Annotated in this window: 13 protein-coding genes and 1 rRNA gene; all 14 read right to left on the bottom strand. The window is 53.0% G+C overall.

Going from position 1 to position 18,865, the window contains the following annotated elements:
* Positions 1-72: 72 nt before the first annotated feature.
* The 14 genes from AN477_RS00245 to rrf all read right to left on the bottom strand — a co-directional run bounded on the left by AN477_RS00245 (position 73) and on the right by rrf (position 18,660).
* A complete protein-coding gene (locus AN477_RS00245; protein WP_054967186.1) occupies positions 73-1,248 on the bottom strand; it encodes a PucR family transcriptional regulator in 1,176 nt (391 codons plus the stop codon).
* Positions 1,245-4,256, bottom strand: a complete 3,012-nt coding sequence (gene uvrA, locus AN477_RS00240; RefSeq protein WP_083485794.1) for an excinuclease ABC subunit UvrA — start codon at positions 4,254-4,256, stop codon at positions 1,245-1,247. The genes AN477_RS00245 and uvrA overlap by 4 nt, the downstream gene beginning before the upstream one ends.
* An 84-nt stretch (positions 4,257-4,340) precedes the next feature.
* Positions 4,341-6,329 carry an excinuclease ABC subunit UvrB gene (uvrB, locus tag AN477_RS00235; protein ID WP_054967185.1) on the bottom strand — a complete coding sequence of 663 codons (1,989 nt, stop codon included), beginning with the start codon at positions 6,327-6,329 and terminating at the stop codon, positions 4,341-4,343.
* 181 nt (positions 6,330-6,510) lie between these two features.
* On the bottom strand, positions 6,511-8,163 hold the full coding sequence (locus AN477_RS00230) for a PDZ domain-containing protein (RefSeq protein ID WP_054967184.1): 1,653 nt from the start codon (positions 8,161-8,163) through the stop codon (positions 6,511-6,513).
* Between the two features lie 146 nt (positions 8,164-8,309).
* Positions 8,310-9,731, bottom strand: coding sequence for a S41 family peptidase (locus AN477_RS00225; RefSeq protein ID WP_054967183.1), 1,422 nt, complete (start codon positions 9,729-9,731; stop codon positions 8,310-8,312).
* Between the two features lie 160 nt (positions 9,732-9,891).
* Positions 9,892-10,785, bottom strand: a complete 894-nt coding sequence (gene ftsX / locus AN477_RS00220; RefSeq protein WP_054967182.1) for a permease-like cell division protein FtsX — start codon at positions 10,783-10,785, stop codon at positions 9,892-9,894.
* A complete protein-coding gene (gene ftsE / locus AN477_RS00215) occupies positions 10,775-11,461 on the bottom strand; it encodes a cell division ATP-binding protein FtsE (protein WP_054967181.1) in 687 nt (228 codons plus the stop codon). The genes ftsX and ftsE overlap by 11 nt, the downstream gene beginning before the upstream one ends.
* A 232-nt stretch (positions 11,462-11,693) precedes the next feature.
* Entirely contained in the window at positions 11,694-12,374 is a 681-nt protein-coding gene (locus tag AN477_RS00210) for a LuxR C-terminal-related transcriptional regulator (RefSeq protein WP_054967180.1), read from the bottom strand.
* A gap of 213 nt (positions 12,375-12,587) precedes the next feature.
* Positions 12,588-13,631, bottom strand: a complete 1,044-nt coding sequence (locus tag AN477_RS00205; RefSeq protein ID WP_083485862.1) for an SPFH domain-containing protein — start codon at positions 13,629-13,631, stop codon at positions 12,588-12,590.
* A 6-nt stretch (positions 13,632-13,637) separates the two neighbouring features.
* The gene (locus tag AN477_RS00200; protein WP_054967179.1) at positions 13,638-14,066 is read right to left on the bottom strand and encodes an NfeD family protein; all 429 of its coding nucleotides are present in this window, start codon (positions 14,064-14,066) and stop codon (positions 13,638-13,640) included.
* A gap of 156 nt (positions 14,067-14,222) precedes the next feature.
* Entirely contained in the window at positions 14,223-15,344 is a 1,122-nt protein-coding gene (menC, locus tag AN477_RS00195; RefSeq protein ID WP_054967178.1) for an o-succinylbenzoate synthase, read from the bottom strand.
* 64 nt (positions 15,345-15,408) lie between these two features.
* On the bottom strand, positions 15,409-16,305 hold the full coding sequence (locus AN477_RS00190) for a GNAT family N-acetyltransferase (protein ID WP_054967177.1): 897 nt from the start codon (positions 16,303-16,305) through the stop codon (positions 15,409-15,411).
* Positions 16,306-16,349: 44 nt separating this feature from the next.
* Positions 16,350-17,369, bottom strand: a complete 1,020-nt coding sequence (locus AN477_RS00185) for an asparaginase (protein ID WP_054967176.1) — start codon at positions 17,367-17,369, stop codon at positions 16,350-16,352.
* 1,174 nt (positions 17,370-18,543) lie between these two features.
* Positions 18,544-18,660, bottom strand: a 5S ribosomal RNA gene (gene rrf / locus AN477_RS00180).
* Between the last annotated feature and the right edge of the window lie 205 nt (positions 18,661-18,865).

Below are 18,865 nucleotides of genomic sequence, written 5' to 3'. Positions count from 1 at the left end.
AGTCCGACACACCCACGGTGGCTTGAGTCCGAGACAACGCGTTGCTTGAGTCCCGAGCGACTTCGATGTGATCTAGGTTCTGGCAGACTCCACAGACGAGCCTGGGAGTGCATCTCGCCGCCTGCGAAGTAACACCTGTGAAACCCAGAGAATCAGCGCATCGTCAAACTGCCGAATATCGTAGCCCGTCTGCGTGCGGATCCGTTCAATTCGGTTCATCAATGTGTTTCGATGGAGATACAGCAGGCGAGACGCCTCACTGATATTGAGGTTTGCAGCGAGAACCCCCTGCAGGGTCTCCGACAAGTCGGTGGACAAAAAGATGTCTCCCTCTGCCTCCTTGCTGACCATGAGAAGGAACGGATCAATCTGGCTGCTCTGCAGACTGGACAGTAGGTACGCAATCGGCTGCTGGCCCCATATGTAAATCGCGTGTCCAGGAGCGAACCAGGTGCGCTCGCGCCATGCCTCGACAAGAGAGTGCAGACCAAGTGCCCAATCCCGGACGTCTGGAAACTGAGATCCAACCGTCGCCTTCACCGCTACCATAGCGTCCGACTCGAGCGAATCGAGCAGCGGCCGAAGCATTCGTGCAACACCTGCCTGTGTCCTCCGAGGACCGGAACCACCGTCCTCAGTAACGAGGTCTTCGTCATGTTCATTGAAGTCCCAGTCCTGATCTGCCGATTCATCGTCGTTGCTGGTTCGCAAAAATACCAATGCAGCTTGAAGCGCACTTGGGTGCTCCGTCCAACCGACAAACACAACCTGTGCAGATGCCTCCAGGACCTGTTCGACCAAAGTTCGAAACTCATCGATGTCTGTTGGGGTTCGCGAAAACTCCAGCCATGCGAAGGAACCCGGGGTAGTTAACTCCCGGGTTGTCAGACGCAAACCCAACCGCTGTTCCTTCGTATCGAACTTCCAACTATCTAACAGTGCACGATGGACCAACTCAGTAAAATGCTGCGTGACCACTTGACGCCAAGATAACTGTCGAGCGCTTGCAGCACTGGCATTCTGAAGCGCAATGCTCAAGGCTCGCCGCCAAGCTGCATTCTCAAGTGATCCGCTCCAGGCCGCATGCGACCAAGAGTCGAGTTGAATGCACCACAGCCCATCTTTCATCCACCACTCTCCAACGTGACGAACGGCGGGGTGTCGCTCCTGAACGAGATCATACGTTTGTTCGAGTGCTTCCGAAAACGACTCGAGCGTGTCAGCCCACCACATTCCTGCCGTGGTCATGCACCTGTCCTCCGTTTAAGCACCACTTCTTCCTCATCTTGCCCATCAGCCTGGTCGAGCGCATCAGTCCGGCCATGCCCATCAGCCTGGTCAAGCGCCGCCTGATGCGTTGCAGCTTGCGTGCGATCGGCGAGAGGATGCCGGGTGGCAATCACGGCCGGACGATACTCCCCTTTTGCCCGCGCTTTATCCCGCTCCAGGATGGGACGGAGGAACGTGCCCGTGTAGGATGCCTCGACTTGAGTCACCTGTTCAGGGGTACCTGTGGCAATGATGGTGCCGCCGCCCTCGCCGCCTTCCGGCCCGAGGTCAATCAAGTAGTCTGCAGTTTTAATCACATCGAGGTTGTGCTCAATGACCAGTACCGTGTCCCCTGCCTCGACCAGTCTGTGCAAAACGGTCAACAGGCGCTCGATGTCGGCCACGTGAAGACCAGTGGTTGGCTCGTCAAGGATGTACAGTGTTCGTCCCGTACTGCGCCGGTGGAGTTCGGATGCCAGCTTGATGCGCTGCGCCTCACCGCCGGACAACGTCGTCGCAGGCTGTCCGACATGCATATAGCCCAGGCCGACATCGACCAGAGTCTGCAGTTTCCGTGCGATTCGCGGGATGTTCTCGAAGAACTCCAGTGCATCTTCAATCGTCATGTCGAGTACTTCAGAAATACTCTTACCCTTATACTTCACTTCGAGTGTCTCGCGGTTGTACCGCTTCCCTTTACATACTTCGCAGGGAACGTACACATCCGGCAGGAAGTGCATCTCAATCTTGATGATCCCGTCGCCTTTGCAGGCCTCACAGCGACCCCCGCGAACGTTGAAGCTGAAGCGGCCTTTCTTATAACCGCGCATCTTGGCTTCGTTGGTCGTTGCAAACAAGTCCCGAATATCATCAAACACCCCTGTGTAGGTTGCCGGGTTACTGCGAGGTGTCCGGCCGATTGGCGACTGGTCGATGTCGATCACCTTATCCAACTGATCGAGTCCTTCTATACCTGCACACGCTCCGGGCCTGGTCCTTGCACCGTTCAGATCCCTCGCCAACGTTTTGTATACGATCTCGTTGACCAGTGTCGACTTGCCCGATCCGCTCACGCCCGTAACACAGGTAAAGACACCGATTGGGATATCGACATTCACGTTCTTCAGGTTGTTTTCCTTTGCCTTTTTCACGCGCAGCTTCCGGCCGTCTGGCTTGCGGCGTTTTTCCGGAACCGGGATAAAACGTTTCCCTACCAGATACTGCCCCGTCAACGACGCATCATCCGCCATAATCTCCTCCGGCGACCCTTGACTGACCACGGAACCGCCATGCACGCCCGCACCAGGCCCCATGTCGATGATATGGTCTGCTGCAAGCATGGTGTCCTCATCATGCTCCACAACAATCAAGGTGTTCCCGAGGTCGCGCATGTTTTCCAACGTCCGAATCAGACGCTCATTGTCGCGCTGATGGAGCCCAATCGACGGTTCGTCGAGGATGTACAGGACGCCCATCAAGCTGGAGCCCAGCTGTGTTGCCAACCGAATCCGCTGTGCTTCACCGCCGGACAGGGTGCCAGCAGACCTGGATAATGTCAAATAATCAAGTCCGACATCCCGCAGGAAACCAAGACGCGCCTCAATCTCACGCAAAATCAAGCGAGCAATGGCAGTCTCCTTCTCGGTCAGGTCCAAGCCTTCAAAGTGCGGTAAGGCGTCCCGAACAGCGAGACCGGTCAACTCTGAGATGTTCTTCTCGCCTACCTTTACCGCCAGACTCTCTGGCCGCAAGCGACGACCTTTACAGGCTGGGCACGGCTTCGAGCTCATGTATTCTTCAATGAACTCACGAGTCCAGTCAGAAGCAGTTTCCTTGTAGCGGCGCTGCAGGTTTGTAATGACGCCTTCAAACGGCAACTCAGCGACCTTCGTCTGGCCCCAATCGTTCTCAAACGCAAACTTAATCTTGTCGTTCGTGCCATGCAGGATTTTCTCCATGAGCGGCTTCGGGATCTCCGATATTGGGACGTCTGTCGACACGCCAAGCGCCTTGCATGCTGCGGCAAGCAACTGTGGATAGTAGGTCGAGGAGGATCCCACCCAGGGCACAATCGCTCCTTCGTCAATGCTCTTTGACCAGTCCGGAATCACCAGGTCCTCGTCCACTTCCATGTGCACACCGAGCCCGCTGCAGGCCTCACAAGCGCCAAACGGACTGTTAAACGAAAACATCCGAGGAGCCAACTCTCCGACACTGAAACCGCAGTTCGGACATGCAAAGTTCTGGCTGAACAACAGCTCGTCCTGCCCGATGACATCAATGACCACGAGACCGCCTGACAACCCGAGTGCGGTCTCCAGTGAATCCGCTAACCGGCCGGCGATGTCGTCCCGGATGACAATCCGGTCCACGACGACCTCAATCGTATGTTTTTTGTTCTTTTCAAGCGAAATCGGATCGGAGACTTCCCGCACCTCACCGTCTACACGGACACGAACGTAGCCGCTCTTTTTCATGTCCTCAAAGACGTTTTTGTGCTCGCCCTTGCGCCCGCGAACAAGCGGAGCCAGCACTTGCAGCCGGGTGCTCTCCGGGTACTCTAAAATCCGGTCCACCATCTGTTCCACCGTCTGTGAGCTGATGGGGATATGGCAGTTCGGGCAATGCGGATGCCCAATCCGCGCATACAGCAGTCGCAAGTAATCGTAGATCTCGGTCACGGTACCGACCGTTGAACGCGGATTGCGAGAGGTTGTCTTCTGATCGATTGAGATGGCGGGCGACAGCCCGTCAATAGAGTCCACATCCGGTTTGTCCATCTGTCCGAGAAACTGACGCGCGTAGGCAGACAGTGATTCTACATAGCGGCGTTGTCCCTCTGCGTAAATCGTGTCAAAAGCCAGGGACGACTTGCCCGATCCGCTGAGCCCTGTCAACACAACGAACTTGTCACGCGGAATGACCACATCGACATTCTTCAGGTTGTGCGCACGTGCGCCCTTGACCACAATTCGGTCATGTGCCACTTGATTCCCACCTTTTCACCGTACTTGCTGAGATTATCAGTTTTACGAAGCGATAGACGCGGCCGTTGCCTTGGCAAAGATGCCTTAGGAGGCACTCAGTTCGACAATCATATCGCGCAGTTCGGCAGCCCGCTCGAACTGCAACTCTTTGGCTGCGTTCTTCATCTCCTGTTGCAGCTTGGCAATCAAATCTTTCTTTTCCTTCGCGGACAATGCAGCAGCCCGCTGTGCAACGCTCATATAGTCCGCTTGCGATTCCGCGGCCTTTGTCGCTTCAATCACATCGCGAACCGCCTTCTGAATCGTTGCCGGCGTGATTCCGTGCTCTTCATTAAACGCCATCTGAATCTGCCGGCGGCGCATTGTCTCGTCGATAGCCACCCGCATTGAATCGGTCACCTTATCGGCATACATAATGACCTTGCCGTTTGCGTTTCTGGCTGCGCGGCCAATCGTCTGAATCAAGGACCGTTCAGCGCGCAAGAACCCTTCCTTGTCGGCATCGAGAATGGCGACAAGGGATACTTCCGGCAGGTCGAGACCTTCTCTCAAGAGGTTAATGCCGACGAGCACATCAAACGCACCCAGCCGCAGATCACGAAGAATAACCATGCGTTCCATCGTCTTGATATCTGAGTGCATATACCGCACTTTAATGCCGAGTTCTTTAAAGTAATCCGTGAGGTCTTCCGCCATCTTCTTCGTCAATGTGGTGACAAGCACGCGCTCGCCCTTCTTCGTCCGATCGTGAATCTCTCCAACGAGATCGTCAATCTGACCTTTAATAGGACGGACAAACACCTCTGGATCGAGGAGGCCAGTCGGACGAATAATCTGCTGTACCTGCGCCTGTTGATGCTCAAGTTCATACGGCCCGGGCGTCGCAGACACATACAAAGCTTGGCCAAGTTTGCCCTCAAACTCGTCAAACGTAAGCGGCCGGTTGTCTGCAGCAGATGGAAGACGGAAACCATGCTCCACCAAGGTCAGCTTTCGCGTCCGGTCACCGCCGTACATGCCGCGGACCTGAGGCAAAGTGACATGGGACTCGTCGATGATGGTCAGGAAGTCTTCCGGGAAGTAGTCGAGCAAGGTAAACGGCGGCTCGCCTGCTTCGCGTCCTTCCATGTGTCTCGAGTAATTCTCGATGCCGGAACAAAAACCAATCTCTTTCATCATCTCAATGTCGTAGTTGGTCCGTTGCTCCAGCCGCTGTGCCTCGAGCAGCTTATTGTTGTCGCGCAGCTCCGCCAATCGTTCCTTCAGTTCATCCTGAATGCGAGAAATCGCTGCTTCAAGACGCGGACGCGAGGTGACAAAGTGAGATGCCGGATAGATGCCAACGTGATCGCGCGTGCCAAGCACTTCGCCTGTCAGGACATCAATCTCAGTAATGCGGTCGATCTCGTCGCCAAACAACTCCACGCGAATCGCCTGTTCCCCGCGCGAAGCCGGGAAGATCTCAACGACATCCCCGCGAACGCGAAAGGTGCCTCGTGTGAAGTTGATGTCGTTGCGTTCATACTGCATATCAACGAGGCGCCGGAGAATGTCATCACGCCGTCTTACCATGCCGGGCCTTAAGGACAGGACATGATCGCGGTACTCTTCCGGATTGCCTAAGCCATAAATCGCAGACACACTGGCGACGACCAGGACGTCATTGCGCTCCAGTAAAGACGCCGTTGCCGAGTGTCGCAGTTTGTCGATTTCATCGTTGATCTTTGCATCTTTTTCGATATAGGTATCCGTCGACGGGATATACGCCTCCGGTTGGTAGTAGTCGTAGTAGCTGACAAAATACTCGACAGCGTTGTTCGGGAAAAACTCCTTAAACTCAGCTGCCAACTGTGCTGCGAGGGTCTTGTTGTGGGCAATGACGAGTGTGGGGCGGTTTAATTTAGCGACGACATTCGCCATCGTAAACGTCTTCCCTGAGCCTGTTACGCCGAGCAAGGTCTGGTGTTTCAGGCCACGATTGACGCCGTCGACCAACTGTTCAATTGCCTCTGGCTGATCCCCTTGAGGCTTGTATTCGGACACCAGTTCAAACCGTCCGTCCTTTGCCGACAACGGAATCCCTCCAATCTCCTGCTTGTGAAAAAAAGTCACTTCTTTATGTTACCACGAAACGCAAAAAGGGAACAAATGTTCCCTTAAATTGGCGCCAGATCTTTTGTATTCATATTCCGGACTCAAACGCCATGAATTCTTGGAAGCTAGGATCCGTTTGAATCAATCCGGTTCTTTTGAATCAATCCGGTTCTTTCGTGGACGCAGCCTCGCTTCTCGTTACTCGATGCGCTTCAAGCGCTGCCGCCATGCCCGAGTAGCCGGACTTTGATTTCGCTTCTGGAGAGGATACGCCTTCAGAGTCCCTAGAAATTGCTCCACTTGGTTTGGACTGCTCCGTCTTAGGATCCCGCAGCGCAGACTGCCATCCACGTGAATCGCCCACTGTTCCTCTCTCCATAGACAAATCATTTGATCGCGAGACCCTATCGCTCGTGTGGGAGACAAAGTCACTCGATGCACTCTGCAACGGTTGACCGCCCCCTGAACTGCTTGTCCCCGAAACCCCACCGCTCACCGTCGTTGTTGGACTAACAGGACTGACGGTTGACACCCCAGTACTCATTGCGACACTGGATGTCGATAAGCGGGCATACAAGCTTTGCAAAAGGCCGCTGCCGCCAACCTTAACAAATCGAGCACTCTGACCATCGGGCGCAAAGATCAGGCCTAGTTGCGTCCGTTCACCCTCGTAGACCGTATGATTGACAAAACGAAGTTCTCCGCGTCCATCCACAACTTCAAGTTTCGCGTAGGCTGGGTTCTGATTTAGGGCGAAATGTAAATCGTACTGAGAATGTACTGGGACACTGTTGACGCGTGTAATCGTATCTCCAGGCTGCACGCCAAGACGCGCAGCCCACGAATCCGGAAGCACTGCAAGCACCATGACGCCTTCGTCGGCAGGGGCAAACAACGGATCAGCCAAGGATTGACGGTGATCCAGCCACCACCTGGACCCCTCTCTCACCAGGATGACCAGCCACGGCGTCCAAGCGGCGTACGCTGTACCTGCGTGCGTGCCGAGATACGCGCCTGCGGCTGCAATCAGCGCCGACACAATGTCCATTGAGGCCGTCTGGCGAATCGCTACGCGCGGACGAAGATTGTCAAACAGTCCGCTGAACCCCGCCAAGACAGGGACACCGAGCAGACCGAAGGACGCTAGTGAACTGGACCACAAGAGGTGTATAGAGGTGTGTGCAAAACCTGGAGTCGGTAAGAGTGTCCCAGTCGTAGGAATCACGAGCGGCACCATGAATGCGAGTTGCACCCAAAGCGCGCCGATCCCGCGTCCACGTCTGCTCACAGATACAACAGGTGACGCGGCGCGCTTTCGGACTGCGAGCACCAAAACTGCCTCAGCAATCAAGACGCCGCTGAGCACCGCGGACCATCCTACTGCATGAAATGAACGCAGATGGTTGAATACGGCACTAAGGACTCCCGTGCCATGATGCGGCGCCCATCGTCTTGCGATTTCTGAAACGAGTGCCAGTATTGCTACCCCGTAGACTGGGGACAGAAATCGGACTTGAATTGCTGCCAATACGAGTCCGAGGATGGTGATGGCCACAACCTCCCACAGACCCACTGTTGTCCCACTCGCAATCAGGACGGCGGAAAGGACAAGACCAGCGATCAGCCCCTGAGCGCCACGAATAATCGTCAGGCGCAGCGGCCGGGTGGCCCGGATGCCAAAGAATTTGCGCTCAAACATTGAGGTTCGGCGCAGATCCCAAAAGGCGAGGAGAAACCCAAGATATAAAAGCGGGTTCAGGAAGATGTCACGTAGAACATACAAGCCGGAAAGGACTGCGTCGTGCACGTTCATTTTTTGCCGTTCACCTGTCCTTTCCCACAGCTTGATTGATTACCGATAAAATATTTATCGATGGAATATTGATGGAAACACTTGACGGAATCTCACGACAGCACAGACTGTAATTCGACATGCTCGAATGGTGTCCTGCTTGGGGGTCACTGGGATGACTCAAGTGTTTTCGCCAGTGCTTCCGCTTTTTTCAACTGCGTATCGGAATTTGCCAGTAAACTCTGGAACCGCGTGTCAATTGCAGCTGCTGTCTTTGCGTCAACGATACCCGTGATAGGCAATCCTGCAGACTTCTGTATGTCCATCACCGCTTGTTTCGTGCTGGCATCAAAATACCCGTCCGTACGGTCAACAGGATACTTGAGAGCCTGGAGTGTTTGCTGAAGGTACGCCACGGTCTTTGTATTCTGGTTTTCCTCCAGCGGAAGTTTCTGACTGGAGATGGACGGCAAAGAAACGTATGACGGCAAGTTCACTGGATAAGTCGGGGTCAAACCTTTCTTATTGATCCAACTTCCGTTCGGTGTCAACCACTTGGCAACCGTGTACTTCAGTGTGCTCCCGTCGGAATAGCCTTGTGTTTCCTGAACCGTCCCTTTCCCAAACGACCTTGTACCGACGAGCGGTACCCCATCATCTTCATTCAAGGCAGCCGATAGAATCTCTGCAGCACTCGCAGTGTTTTCATCCATTAAAACAACAACGGGTATGTTGTTGCCCGGACCTTTCGAAGTCAGCTTATCAATCTGTTGATTCCGATTCTGCGTCTGGACAATCAGCTTGCCCTTCGGAATAAAGTCGCTCGCTATATCAACGGCGACATTGAGATATCCGCCGGGATTCCCACGCAAATCGAGAATCAGTGCTTTGGCACCTTGCTTTTGCAAGTCAGCCAGCCCCTGATTCACTTCGGTGGCCGTATTTTGGGCAACAACAGAAATCTGCATATAACCCACTTTTCCAGACAGCATCCGTGTCGTTACAGATGGTTGTGTGATGCGTGCGCGCTTCATCGTAAACTGCAACACATGACCAGGGTCCGACGGACGGTTCACCCCAATCGTGACGGACGACCCCTCTGGCCCCATCACTAAATTGCTCACCGACTGCAGAGCCATTCCTTTTACACTTTTCCCATTCACCTGAACCATCACATCGTGAGGTTTGAGTCCAGCCGTTTTCGCCGGCGAATTCGGCATCACAGATTGGATCTCGATCCCGTTTTGGGTCTGCTCAATCTCTACGCCGATTCCGACGAAAGAGCCCGAAAGCATTTGGGTGAACTGACTGGCGGCAACCGGCGGGAAGTAGTCTGTAAATGGATCGCCGATCGAATTGGTCATCCCGGCTACTGCGCCATTGAGCAGTTTGGTGTCTGATTCGTGCTCAAAATACTTGGTATGCAAGATTTCATATGCAGAGAAAAACTTCTGAAATGCAGGAGATCCCGTCCCTGGCACGAGACTCACGTCAGCAATCTTCAGCCCGAGCAGAGTCCCGCCTGCTCCGATGACAAGTCCAAGCACCAGTGTTCCGGCCATCGCGCGAAAAGAGGCGCCTCGTTTCATATGCAAGACTCCTCCCTTTTATTTCCCACTATGCACGGATTCGCGCAATGAATCAAGTTCTCATACGATTCCTCCCTGATGAAAAAGACGCACCACATCGTATGGTGCGTCCAGTCTGTTGCGTCCCTGTTTCATTGTCTCGAGAGTTGGTTATACGGCGCTAGACTTTGAGAAACTTTCGAACGGACATGATGCCGCCCCAGATACCAATAAACAGTCCGAGGCCGAACAAGACCAGTGCTAGTTTTGAACCAATCGAACCAATCGGCATCAGCGGAAACGCGATCGACATGAAGGCACCGCCGACCTTTGTGTAAGCCGCTCGATACGCGAAGAAGATGGCGGCGAATGGAATAGCCGCGCCAATCGCGCCAATCAGTATCCCTTCCGTCAGGAACGGCCAACGAATGAACCAATTGGTAGCACCGACGAGACGCATAATCTCAATTTCCCGACGCCGGGAGAAAATCGTTATCTTAATGGTATTTGAGATGAGAAACATCGCTGTGATGACGAGTCCAATCACAAATGCCAGGCCAATGTTCCGAACGACATCCAGAAAGCGGAAGAGTTTGTTTGCGATATCGCTGCCGTCCTGAACCTTATCCACTTGCGGCAGTTTCGCGATGGATTCACCGAGCGCAACCGTCTTCCTTGGGTCAACAGCCTTGACAATCAATTTATCCGGCAAAGTATTGTTCGCCGAGAGCCCTGATAACACGTCGTTGTACTGCGATCCGATAGACTTTTGCAGGTCCTTAAATTCCTGCTGTTTCGACACAAACTGCACAGATTTAACACCAGGCATCGCTTCGATTTCGGCAATCGTCTGCTTCTCCTGAGACGGTGTCGCCGTCATCTTGTAGAACACATTCACTTGGAGTTGACCCGTAATGTAATTGGACATCTGCTGCGCGTTCATGGCAATAACCAGTGTCACACCAAGAATCAAAAGCGTGATCCCGACCGCACTCAGTGACGCAAAAGTCATCCAACCGTTTCGGATGAGGTTTTTGAAGCCTTCACGAAAATGCCGGAGAATTCTAATCCTCATATCCGTACGTCCCTTTCACTTCATCCCGAACAATTTGACCGTGTTCAATGGCAATGACGCGTTTTCTCATTGTGTTTACAATATCCTTGTTGTGCGTCGCCATGACAATTGTCGTTCCGCGGTCATTGATGCGCTGGAACAACTTCATAATGCCCCAAGAGGTTTCTGGATCAAGATTTCCGGTTGGTTCGTCGGCAATAATGACTGTTGGGTTGTTCACTAAAGCACGCGCAACCGCGATCCGTTGTTGTTCACCGCCGGACAATCGCGATGGCAATACGTCTGTTTTGTGAGATAGACCCACCCATTCGAGAACCTCTTTGACACGCCTTTTGATGTGTCGCTGCGAAATCCCGATAACCTCTTGCGCAAATGCAATATTTTCCGCAGCCGTCAGGTTTGGCAGGAGTTTAAAGTCCTGGAAGACGACGCCGATGCTGCGCCGTAACAAGGGCACCTTGCGATTCTTCAGACGTTCAATATTAAATCCATTAATGAAGATGTGTCCTTTCGTCGGTCTCTCTTCGCGGTACATCAATTTGATAAATGTTGACTTTCCTGCACCGCTCGGTCCAACAACGTACACGAATTCGGATTTCCCAATGTTCACAGAGATACCATTCAGCGCTCTGGTACCAGTCGGATATTCCTTCCACACATCTTGCATCTCAATCACTTGCGGCACTCCTCACTCATCGACGAAACACAAAAAACGTCGAATCTTGTCTTGCGACACTTTCGACGTGGCTGGCCGAAATCCTGTCTAAAGTTTTGAAATACCACATTTTATATAAGGATGCCAATGGGCAGCGAGACGCGGGTCCTTGCCCTTCGCGACTGACCTTGGACGGCCTGTTGTCGAAACGCGAGCGGCCGTCGGTGCTTAGCACGCCGCCGCGCCCGGCCGATTATCGAAGCTCGGCGTGTCCACCACGAATCGCCCATAAGACAGCCTGAGTCCGGTCAGTCATGCCAAGCTTTTCAAACAATTGCGACCAAGCGTTTCGAACGGTTTTCTCGGCAAGTCCGAGAATCTGTCCAATCTGGACATTACTGAGCCCGTCCGCTGCAAGCTGAAGGAGCATGCGATCGCGTTCCGTTAACTCAAACTCAATCCACTCCGTATCGGTTTGATAACGGGGTCTACGGATCTCAGCGAGTACAATCGGAGTGACGTGACTCTGCAGATACGAACGGCCGACCGAAATCTCACGGATAGCTCGCGTAACAACCTCCGGAGTTGCAGTGTGAAACAGATATGCATGGGCCCCGAGGCGCATGGCTCGTACGACTACAGATTCGTTTGCGAGCATAGGTAGAAACACCAGGACTCGGAGTTCTGGAAAGTCTTTACGTAAATTAACCAACCATTGCTGCTGATCGTTATCATCCGGATGATAGTCAAGGACCAGAAGCGGTTTACGTCCGCCTGCGCGACCACCGATCCTCTCTATGAGCAAGCGTTGACGAAGTTGCATGGATTCCGTCATCTCGCCCGCATAGGCACAGTCTTCGATACCAGAAAGAACTTGTTCCAGGCCTAGTCGCAACAGTGGTTGGGTAAACATCGAATACACGACAATCCCCACGTGCCCGAAAACTCCCTTCTCCCGACCTTTTAACTCCCAGTCTTGTCCCAACTTTCACATGATTCGGAGACAAAAACCCCTTTTCGGGGGTTGTTTGAAGGAGTTTTCTTTACAAACAGATTGGCTCAAACGGCAGATGCGACGGAATTAATCCGCAGAAAGTCTCCCCAGTCACCAGGAGCAGCCATGAGGTACTGCTCCCGGCACAGGTCATCAGTTCTTGTTCATACCACCTGGGCCCGAAGGTCCTGCATTCGGTCCACCTTGGCCGGGCATTTTGGGATTGATCCCTGGTGTCTCAATGATAATCCCTTCGGCTGTGCCTGCAGCGTCCGACTTCTGAAATGAAGTCTTCAGCCCACCCAAAGCCGACAAGACGCCAACCGCTTCCGTCGGCACAAACAGCGTTGTCGCCTGTCCCTGTGCAATGCCCTGCAGGGCTTCAAAGGATTGATAGGTGAGGACCTGCTGATCGAGCTTTGCCTCTCGAAGCATTTCAATTCTTGCTTTTTCAGCTTCGGCAACCAATCGAATCGCCCTGGACCGGCCTTCTGCCTCGAGTTGCTGCGCCTGCCGCAAGCCCTCTGCCTGCTGGATCTTGGCCTCTTTCATCCCCTCAGCTTCAAGGATTGCACTCTGCTTTTCGCCTTCTGCTTTCAAAATGGCCGCTTGCCGCAAGCCCTCTGCCTGGAGAATGGATGCGCGTTTCTCCCGTTCAGCCTTCATCTGCTTCTCCATGGCATCCTGTATCTCTTTCGGTGGCTTGATATCGACGACTTCCACACGGTCGATTCTGACACCCCAGGACTCTGTCACCTCATCGAGTGCAGTACGGAGTGCCATGCTGATTTTGTCACGACCGGACAGCGTTTCATCGAGCTCCATGTGACCCACAACTTGGCGTATATTCGCCGCAGTGATGTTTTGAATACCTTGAACGACATTCGCAATGTTGTAAGTCGCCATTTTGGGTTCCACCACTGTATAGAAAAAAACCGTGTCGATCTGAATTTGTACATTGTCCTTCGTGATCACCATCTGCGGCGGTACAACCACCTGCTGCGTTCGCAAGTCGAGCAACCTGGCAACGCGATCGATAAAGGGAATGATCAAGTTCACACCTGCACTGAGCGTCGCCTGATATTTGCCCAGCCGTTCAACGATGGCAACACGTTGCTGCGGGATGATTCGAATACCGCGCAAGACGACTAGGATAACCAAGATAACCAGTACAATGACCACAATTGTTGCTACCATCCTCAATCACCGTCCCTCTCGAATCGGTTCTACTGTTAACACAGTGGCACTTGCAGCTCGCACCATAACGGGTTGGCCCGGCTTTAATTCCGAATTCGATCTGGCACTCCACAAGTCCCCCTGAACGCGCACTGTCGCAAAAGCCCCAGGCTCTGCAGCAGTGACGACAACTCCCGTCTTACCAATCATCGTGTCAGAGCGGTCGGGGTACGACTTCTGTTGTTTCCACTTTCGTGCGAGTGGACGGGTTGCGACAAAAAGCGCCACGCCAAGAACAGCGAAGACCAGCAGTTGTATCCACACATCGTGCACACCAGTAGACAACAGTGCGGTTACAAATGCGGCAATCGCAAACCACAGTAGTACAAACGTGAAAGACGAAACCTCTACAATCCCAATGACAAAAGCAATAATCAACCAAGCCCACCATGCCATGATTTCCACCTGCCTCCTTGGCAAACGCCGCTTGGAACAACAAGTGAATTGACGCTCAAGCAAAGAATCCGCTAGAACAGAGCTCCAACTTAACTACGCCGTTATTGTCTCATACCGACGTTGCATTTAATACCATTTCCAGCTAGCTTTCGCCTTTTACAAGGTAAATGACTCTTTTGTCATAGTCCACTGTTCAAGGCGTTTGCGGTCCACCCGGTCCGCAACGCCGCACAGGTCTTCGACGGCCAAGACACCCGGCCGCTCAAACGTGACCGCAGGTTCAATAATATCCTCATCAAAGTAGCGCGCACTCGGTGCTGTATCTCCAGGAAGGGTGAAGCCAGGTAACGCAGTAATCGCGATGTTGTGCAGCCGACCGATACCTGTCTCAAGCATCCCGCCGCACCATAGAGGGATCGACTCCCGGACACAAATATCATGAATAGCAATAGCCTGTGCAAAGCCTCCAACTCGTCCGAGTTTCAGGTTAATAATACGGCATGCACCAAGTTGAGCAGCTTTTCTCGCATCCGAAGGTCTGTGAATGCTCTCGTCAAGACAGATCGGAGTGACAAGCTTATCCTGAAGCGTAGCGTGATCGACAATATCATCATATCCAAGGGGTTGTTCGATCATCATCAAGTTGTATGCATCGAGGCGCTTCAGATGATCGATGTCGGCCAGCGTATAAGCACTATTGGCATCGGCCATCAGCGGGATATCACCAAATTCATCACGAATGGCTGCAATCACGTCAACGTCCCAGCCCGGCTTGATTTTGACCTTGATGCGCTGAAAACCATTCTTTAAGTACCCGTCGATCTTGCTCAACAATGCGTTGATGTCGGGTTGAATACCAACACTAATTCCGACGGGGATCTCCGACTTCACGCCGCCAAGCAGTTTGTGCAAAGGTTGTTGCGTCTCATTTGACCAGGCGTCCCAGACGGCCATTTCCAATGCAGCCTTCGCCATTTGGTGTCCTCGAATCGACGCAAACCGTCGCCAGAACGTCGACACATCTTGCAAAGAGTCTGCCTGCCAGCCCTTCGCCATGGGTATAATAAAGTCTCGTAATACGTGCCATGCTGTTTCATTTGTCTCTGAACTGTAGAGCGGCTCCGTACTCGTGACGCACTCCGCAAAACCGATTGCGCCTGCCTCTGTCTCGACCTCTACGATAATGACATCCTTGTTTTCCTCTCTTCCAAAAGAGGTTTCAAACGGCTCTCTCATCTTGGACTCGAGTCTGTGCAAGGTTACCTTTCGGATTTTCATGGTTATAGGGCCTCCCTTCGGTTTTCAAGATAGAGGTACAGATCAAGAGCGGGCCAAGAACAGTTCACTTGGCCCAAATATACTCACCATAGCCTTTGGTTCTGCGAAACTGGACCGGTGTGTAACCAGACTTAAACAATGACAAGGCAGCATCTCGGAATACTTCTCGCCAGAGGCCTCGGGTCTCTCTTCTGGCAGGGAGCTCGAGTGGAATACGGGTGTGAAAGACCTCGTCTCCACAAGCCCCTGGATCCCATTTGTGCCCGAGCAGCATATGTCCTGTTCCGGCAACCCGAGCAGGCGTCTGATGGATATGTACCAGTGGTTCGTCATCGGAACCCACTGCAAGGATCGTGTGCTGACGCGTTTCTAGTAAGTCCTGCTGATCTGATAACCCATATTGTTCCGCGAACCCACGGTGCTCCATGATGCCCTCTTGGTCTGACTTAATCCCTTGTATCGTCTGACCCACATTGACATCCCACAGAGCAATGAAACGGTCTGTTTCAATCCCCTGGTTCACTAGGTCCTTTTCATCTGCACCGTACGCGTTGACCTTGTACTCGACCACGTTCGCACCCAACTTGTTCAAGTTAAAGTGGGCATTACGGGATACGAGCGGGTCAAACGTCCACGCGATACTCCGATACCCCAACTCGGTGGCTGCAGTTCTTTGGTACAGCTTCAGAGCTGATCCGATGCCTTGGTGCAGGTATTCAGGCAAGACCGCAGTTTCGTGGGACCACAACACCCACTCTCCTCGATACAAGGCGGGAAAGCTGAAGAGAAATCCGACCGGCTCACTGCCTGCATACGCCAGCAGTACGACGCCACCGTAATTTGCATGCACAGACATCTGGGGGGTTGAGCATGCAGCATCGCTGCCCCAGACGGTTGCTGCAATGGCGCGCGCTGTATCGCAGTCTGCTAAGGAGGTTACCCTCCGGATGTCAACCGTCATTCTGCTCCCCCTCGGTTTTACGTGTTGTTCAGCGCTGACAAGTTCTAGTCTCGCACCAACTCAACATCCACACTGATCTTGCCAACAATCTCCTGCCGGGTGTTCATAATCACAGGTTCTTCGTACCGACCGAGCAGTGTACGCTCTTTCTGAGTAAGCGCATTCAGCTCCAGAAGTGTCTTAATCACGAGCGATGGGATGCCGCGAGCGTTACCGTCCTTGACTTTGGCTGCAATGGCGTAGTGGTTCGCTGTATCGATCGCGATGATGAATCCCTCTGCACCGCCCTTGGCTACAATACGGCCGGAAGTCGCCCGCATGAGGTCTGTGTCAAATCTGTCTGTACCTCCGACAAGCTCTGGATAAGCACCCATCGCCTTCACGATGCGCGTCATCGCTGGACCGTGGCTTGTATTTTTCGGATCACTGTACTTTGCCATCGCAAGCGCCCAGTTAAACACCGGAATGGCAAAGCAAGGTACACCGCAACCGTCGGTACCAATCACAATATCCTCCGCAGGGACTTCAGACAGCTCTGCGAGCACCTTAACGATCTCCTGTTGCAACGGGTGCTCAGGCAAATGATACGTGTTCGGATCAGTCCCGGTATGCCTGGTGTAGGTCAACATACCAGAGTGCTTACCTGAACAGTTGCTGTATAGTGAAGTAGGTTTTTGTCCAGCAAGAATTAAGCGATCATAGGTCTCCATGCTATGCGGGATATGCCCTCCGCACTTCAAGTAAGACTCGTCCAAGCCGATCCGTTTTAAAACATTTGCCACCCTGTCGGTGTGTTGCAGTTCGCTGCTGTGAGAAGCACAGAACAGTGCCAAGTCCGCCTCGTCAAACCCAAATGCGTCTAAAGCCCCCGACTCGACAACTGGAATTGCCTGTATCGGTTTTGCAGAACTCCGTGCAAAAGTAACTAGCTCCGTATCCCCATAATGGGCAATCTGTTTGCCCTCCGCACTGACAACGGAGATCACAGCATCATGCTGACTTTCTACAATACCGCCGCGGGTAACCGTGATGACTGGTGCAGTCTGAACCTGAACTTGAGACATCTGTTAGGACCTCCATTTGGAACAGCTATGTATCTAATCATAATCTAACTTTCGGTATTTCACGACAACGGTTTCAAGGATCTTCCCGATTATCGCCTTGTTATCCTCCTTATTTTTCTCCAGCCGCCCTGCTCTCACAGGAACAGGAAAGTCCCTTCGGGTTCAATGTACCACGAGAGGCGGCAGGCGACAGGCGGCAGGCGAGAGGCGAGAGGTAACGAACGATCCCTCCTCTGTTACAGCAACAGCGAACAAAGTTGCCGCATCGCCTAGGTGGGAACGAACAAAACTTCCTCTATTGCTCCATTCTCACATGGCCACTGGCATTTAGCGCACAGGACTTCCCTTGTTGCCTCGGTTCCCCCTAGTTTTGAGGGGGCCGAACCCCTACAAGGGAAGTCCTGTTCGTCTTTTCGCCCCGTTTCGCCGATAATCAGCCATCAACGAACATTCTTTCCCTTATCTCCCCATCCTAAGGACCCCCCTGCAACGCCACTTACCTTACACGTGCAGCGGGCAGGCCACAGGCCTGCCTTCCACATCCTCTTTTGCTTCTGCTTTTATGCTTCTGCCTCTCATTCAATGTTGTCCTTTGTATTACTATTCTCGATGGTCTCCCAGCTTTCAAATTCAAAGCAAAGTATCGAACAAAAGAATAGAAGGTGCGCGCCTTCGCGCGCGAATCAGTCAGGACAAGACGCACCGAGCGAGGTCTCCGGCACTCCGGCACTGCGGTACAAACGAATTTTCCTTTGTCCGATGTATAGCGAACAAAGTTGCCGCATCGCCAGATGAGAACGAACAAATCTTCCTCTCTTGCTCCCTTTTCACATGGTGGCCGGCACTTAGCGCACAGAATGTCCCTTGTAGGGGTTTGCCGGCTTTCGAGGCCTGCAAACCCCTACAAGGGAAGTTCTGTTCATTGTTCCGTCCGTACTTGCCCGGAATCAGCCGTCAACGAACATTCTTTCCCCTATCTCCCCATCCTAAGGAACCCCCTGTATCGCCACTTACCTTACACGTGCATTGGCCAGGCCTCAGGCCTGCCTTCCACATCCTCTTTTCAAAGTATCGAACAAAAGAATAGAAGGTGCGCGCCTTCGCGCGCGAATCCATCAGGACACAACACAAAAAGAGCCCAGCATCTCTGCTGAGCCCTCTGTGTTACTCACTTGCCTGGCAACGTCCTACCTTCCCAGGAACTCGCGCTCCAAGTATTATCGGCGCTGGAGGTCTTAACGGTCGTGTTCGGCATGGGTACGCGTGTGTCCCCTCCGCCATCGTCACCAGACTTCTTTGAAGTTCAAACATCTTCGAAGGTAACTCGCTATCGCGGGTCTAAACTGTGTCCACTGGACACCAGACCCTGTACCTTCGAAACGAGCAGCGAATGTTGTTTCCTACTTTCCCCGACATACTCAGGTGAAGCCCTCGACCGATTCGTATCCGTCAGCTCCACATGTCACCATGCTTCCACACCGGACCGATCTACCTTG

Source organism: Paenalicyclobacillus ferrooxydans (assembly GCF_001399675.1).
In the GTDB taxonomy this organism is placed as follows: Bacteria; Bacillota; Bacilli; order Alicyclobacillales; family Alicyclobacillaceae; genus Alicyclobacillus_B; species Alicyclobacillus_B ferrooxydans.
Note: the sequence above shows the minus strand (reverse complement) of the source record. Positions and strands in the feature narration are given on the sequence as shown.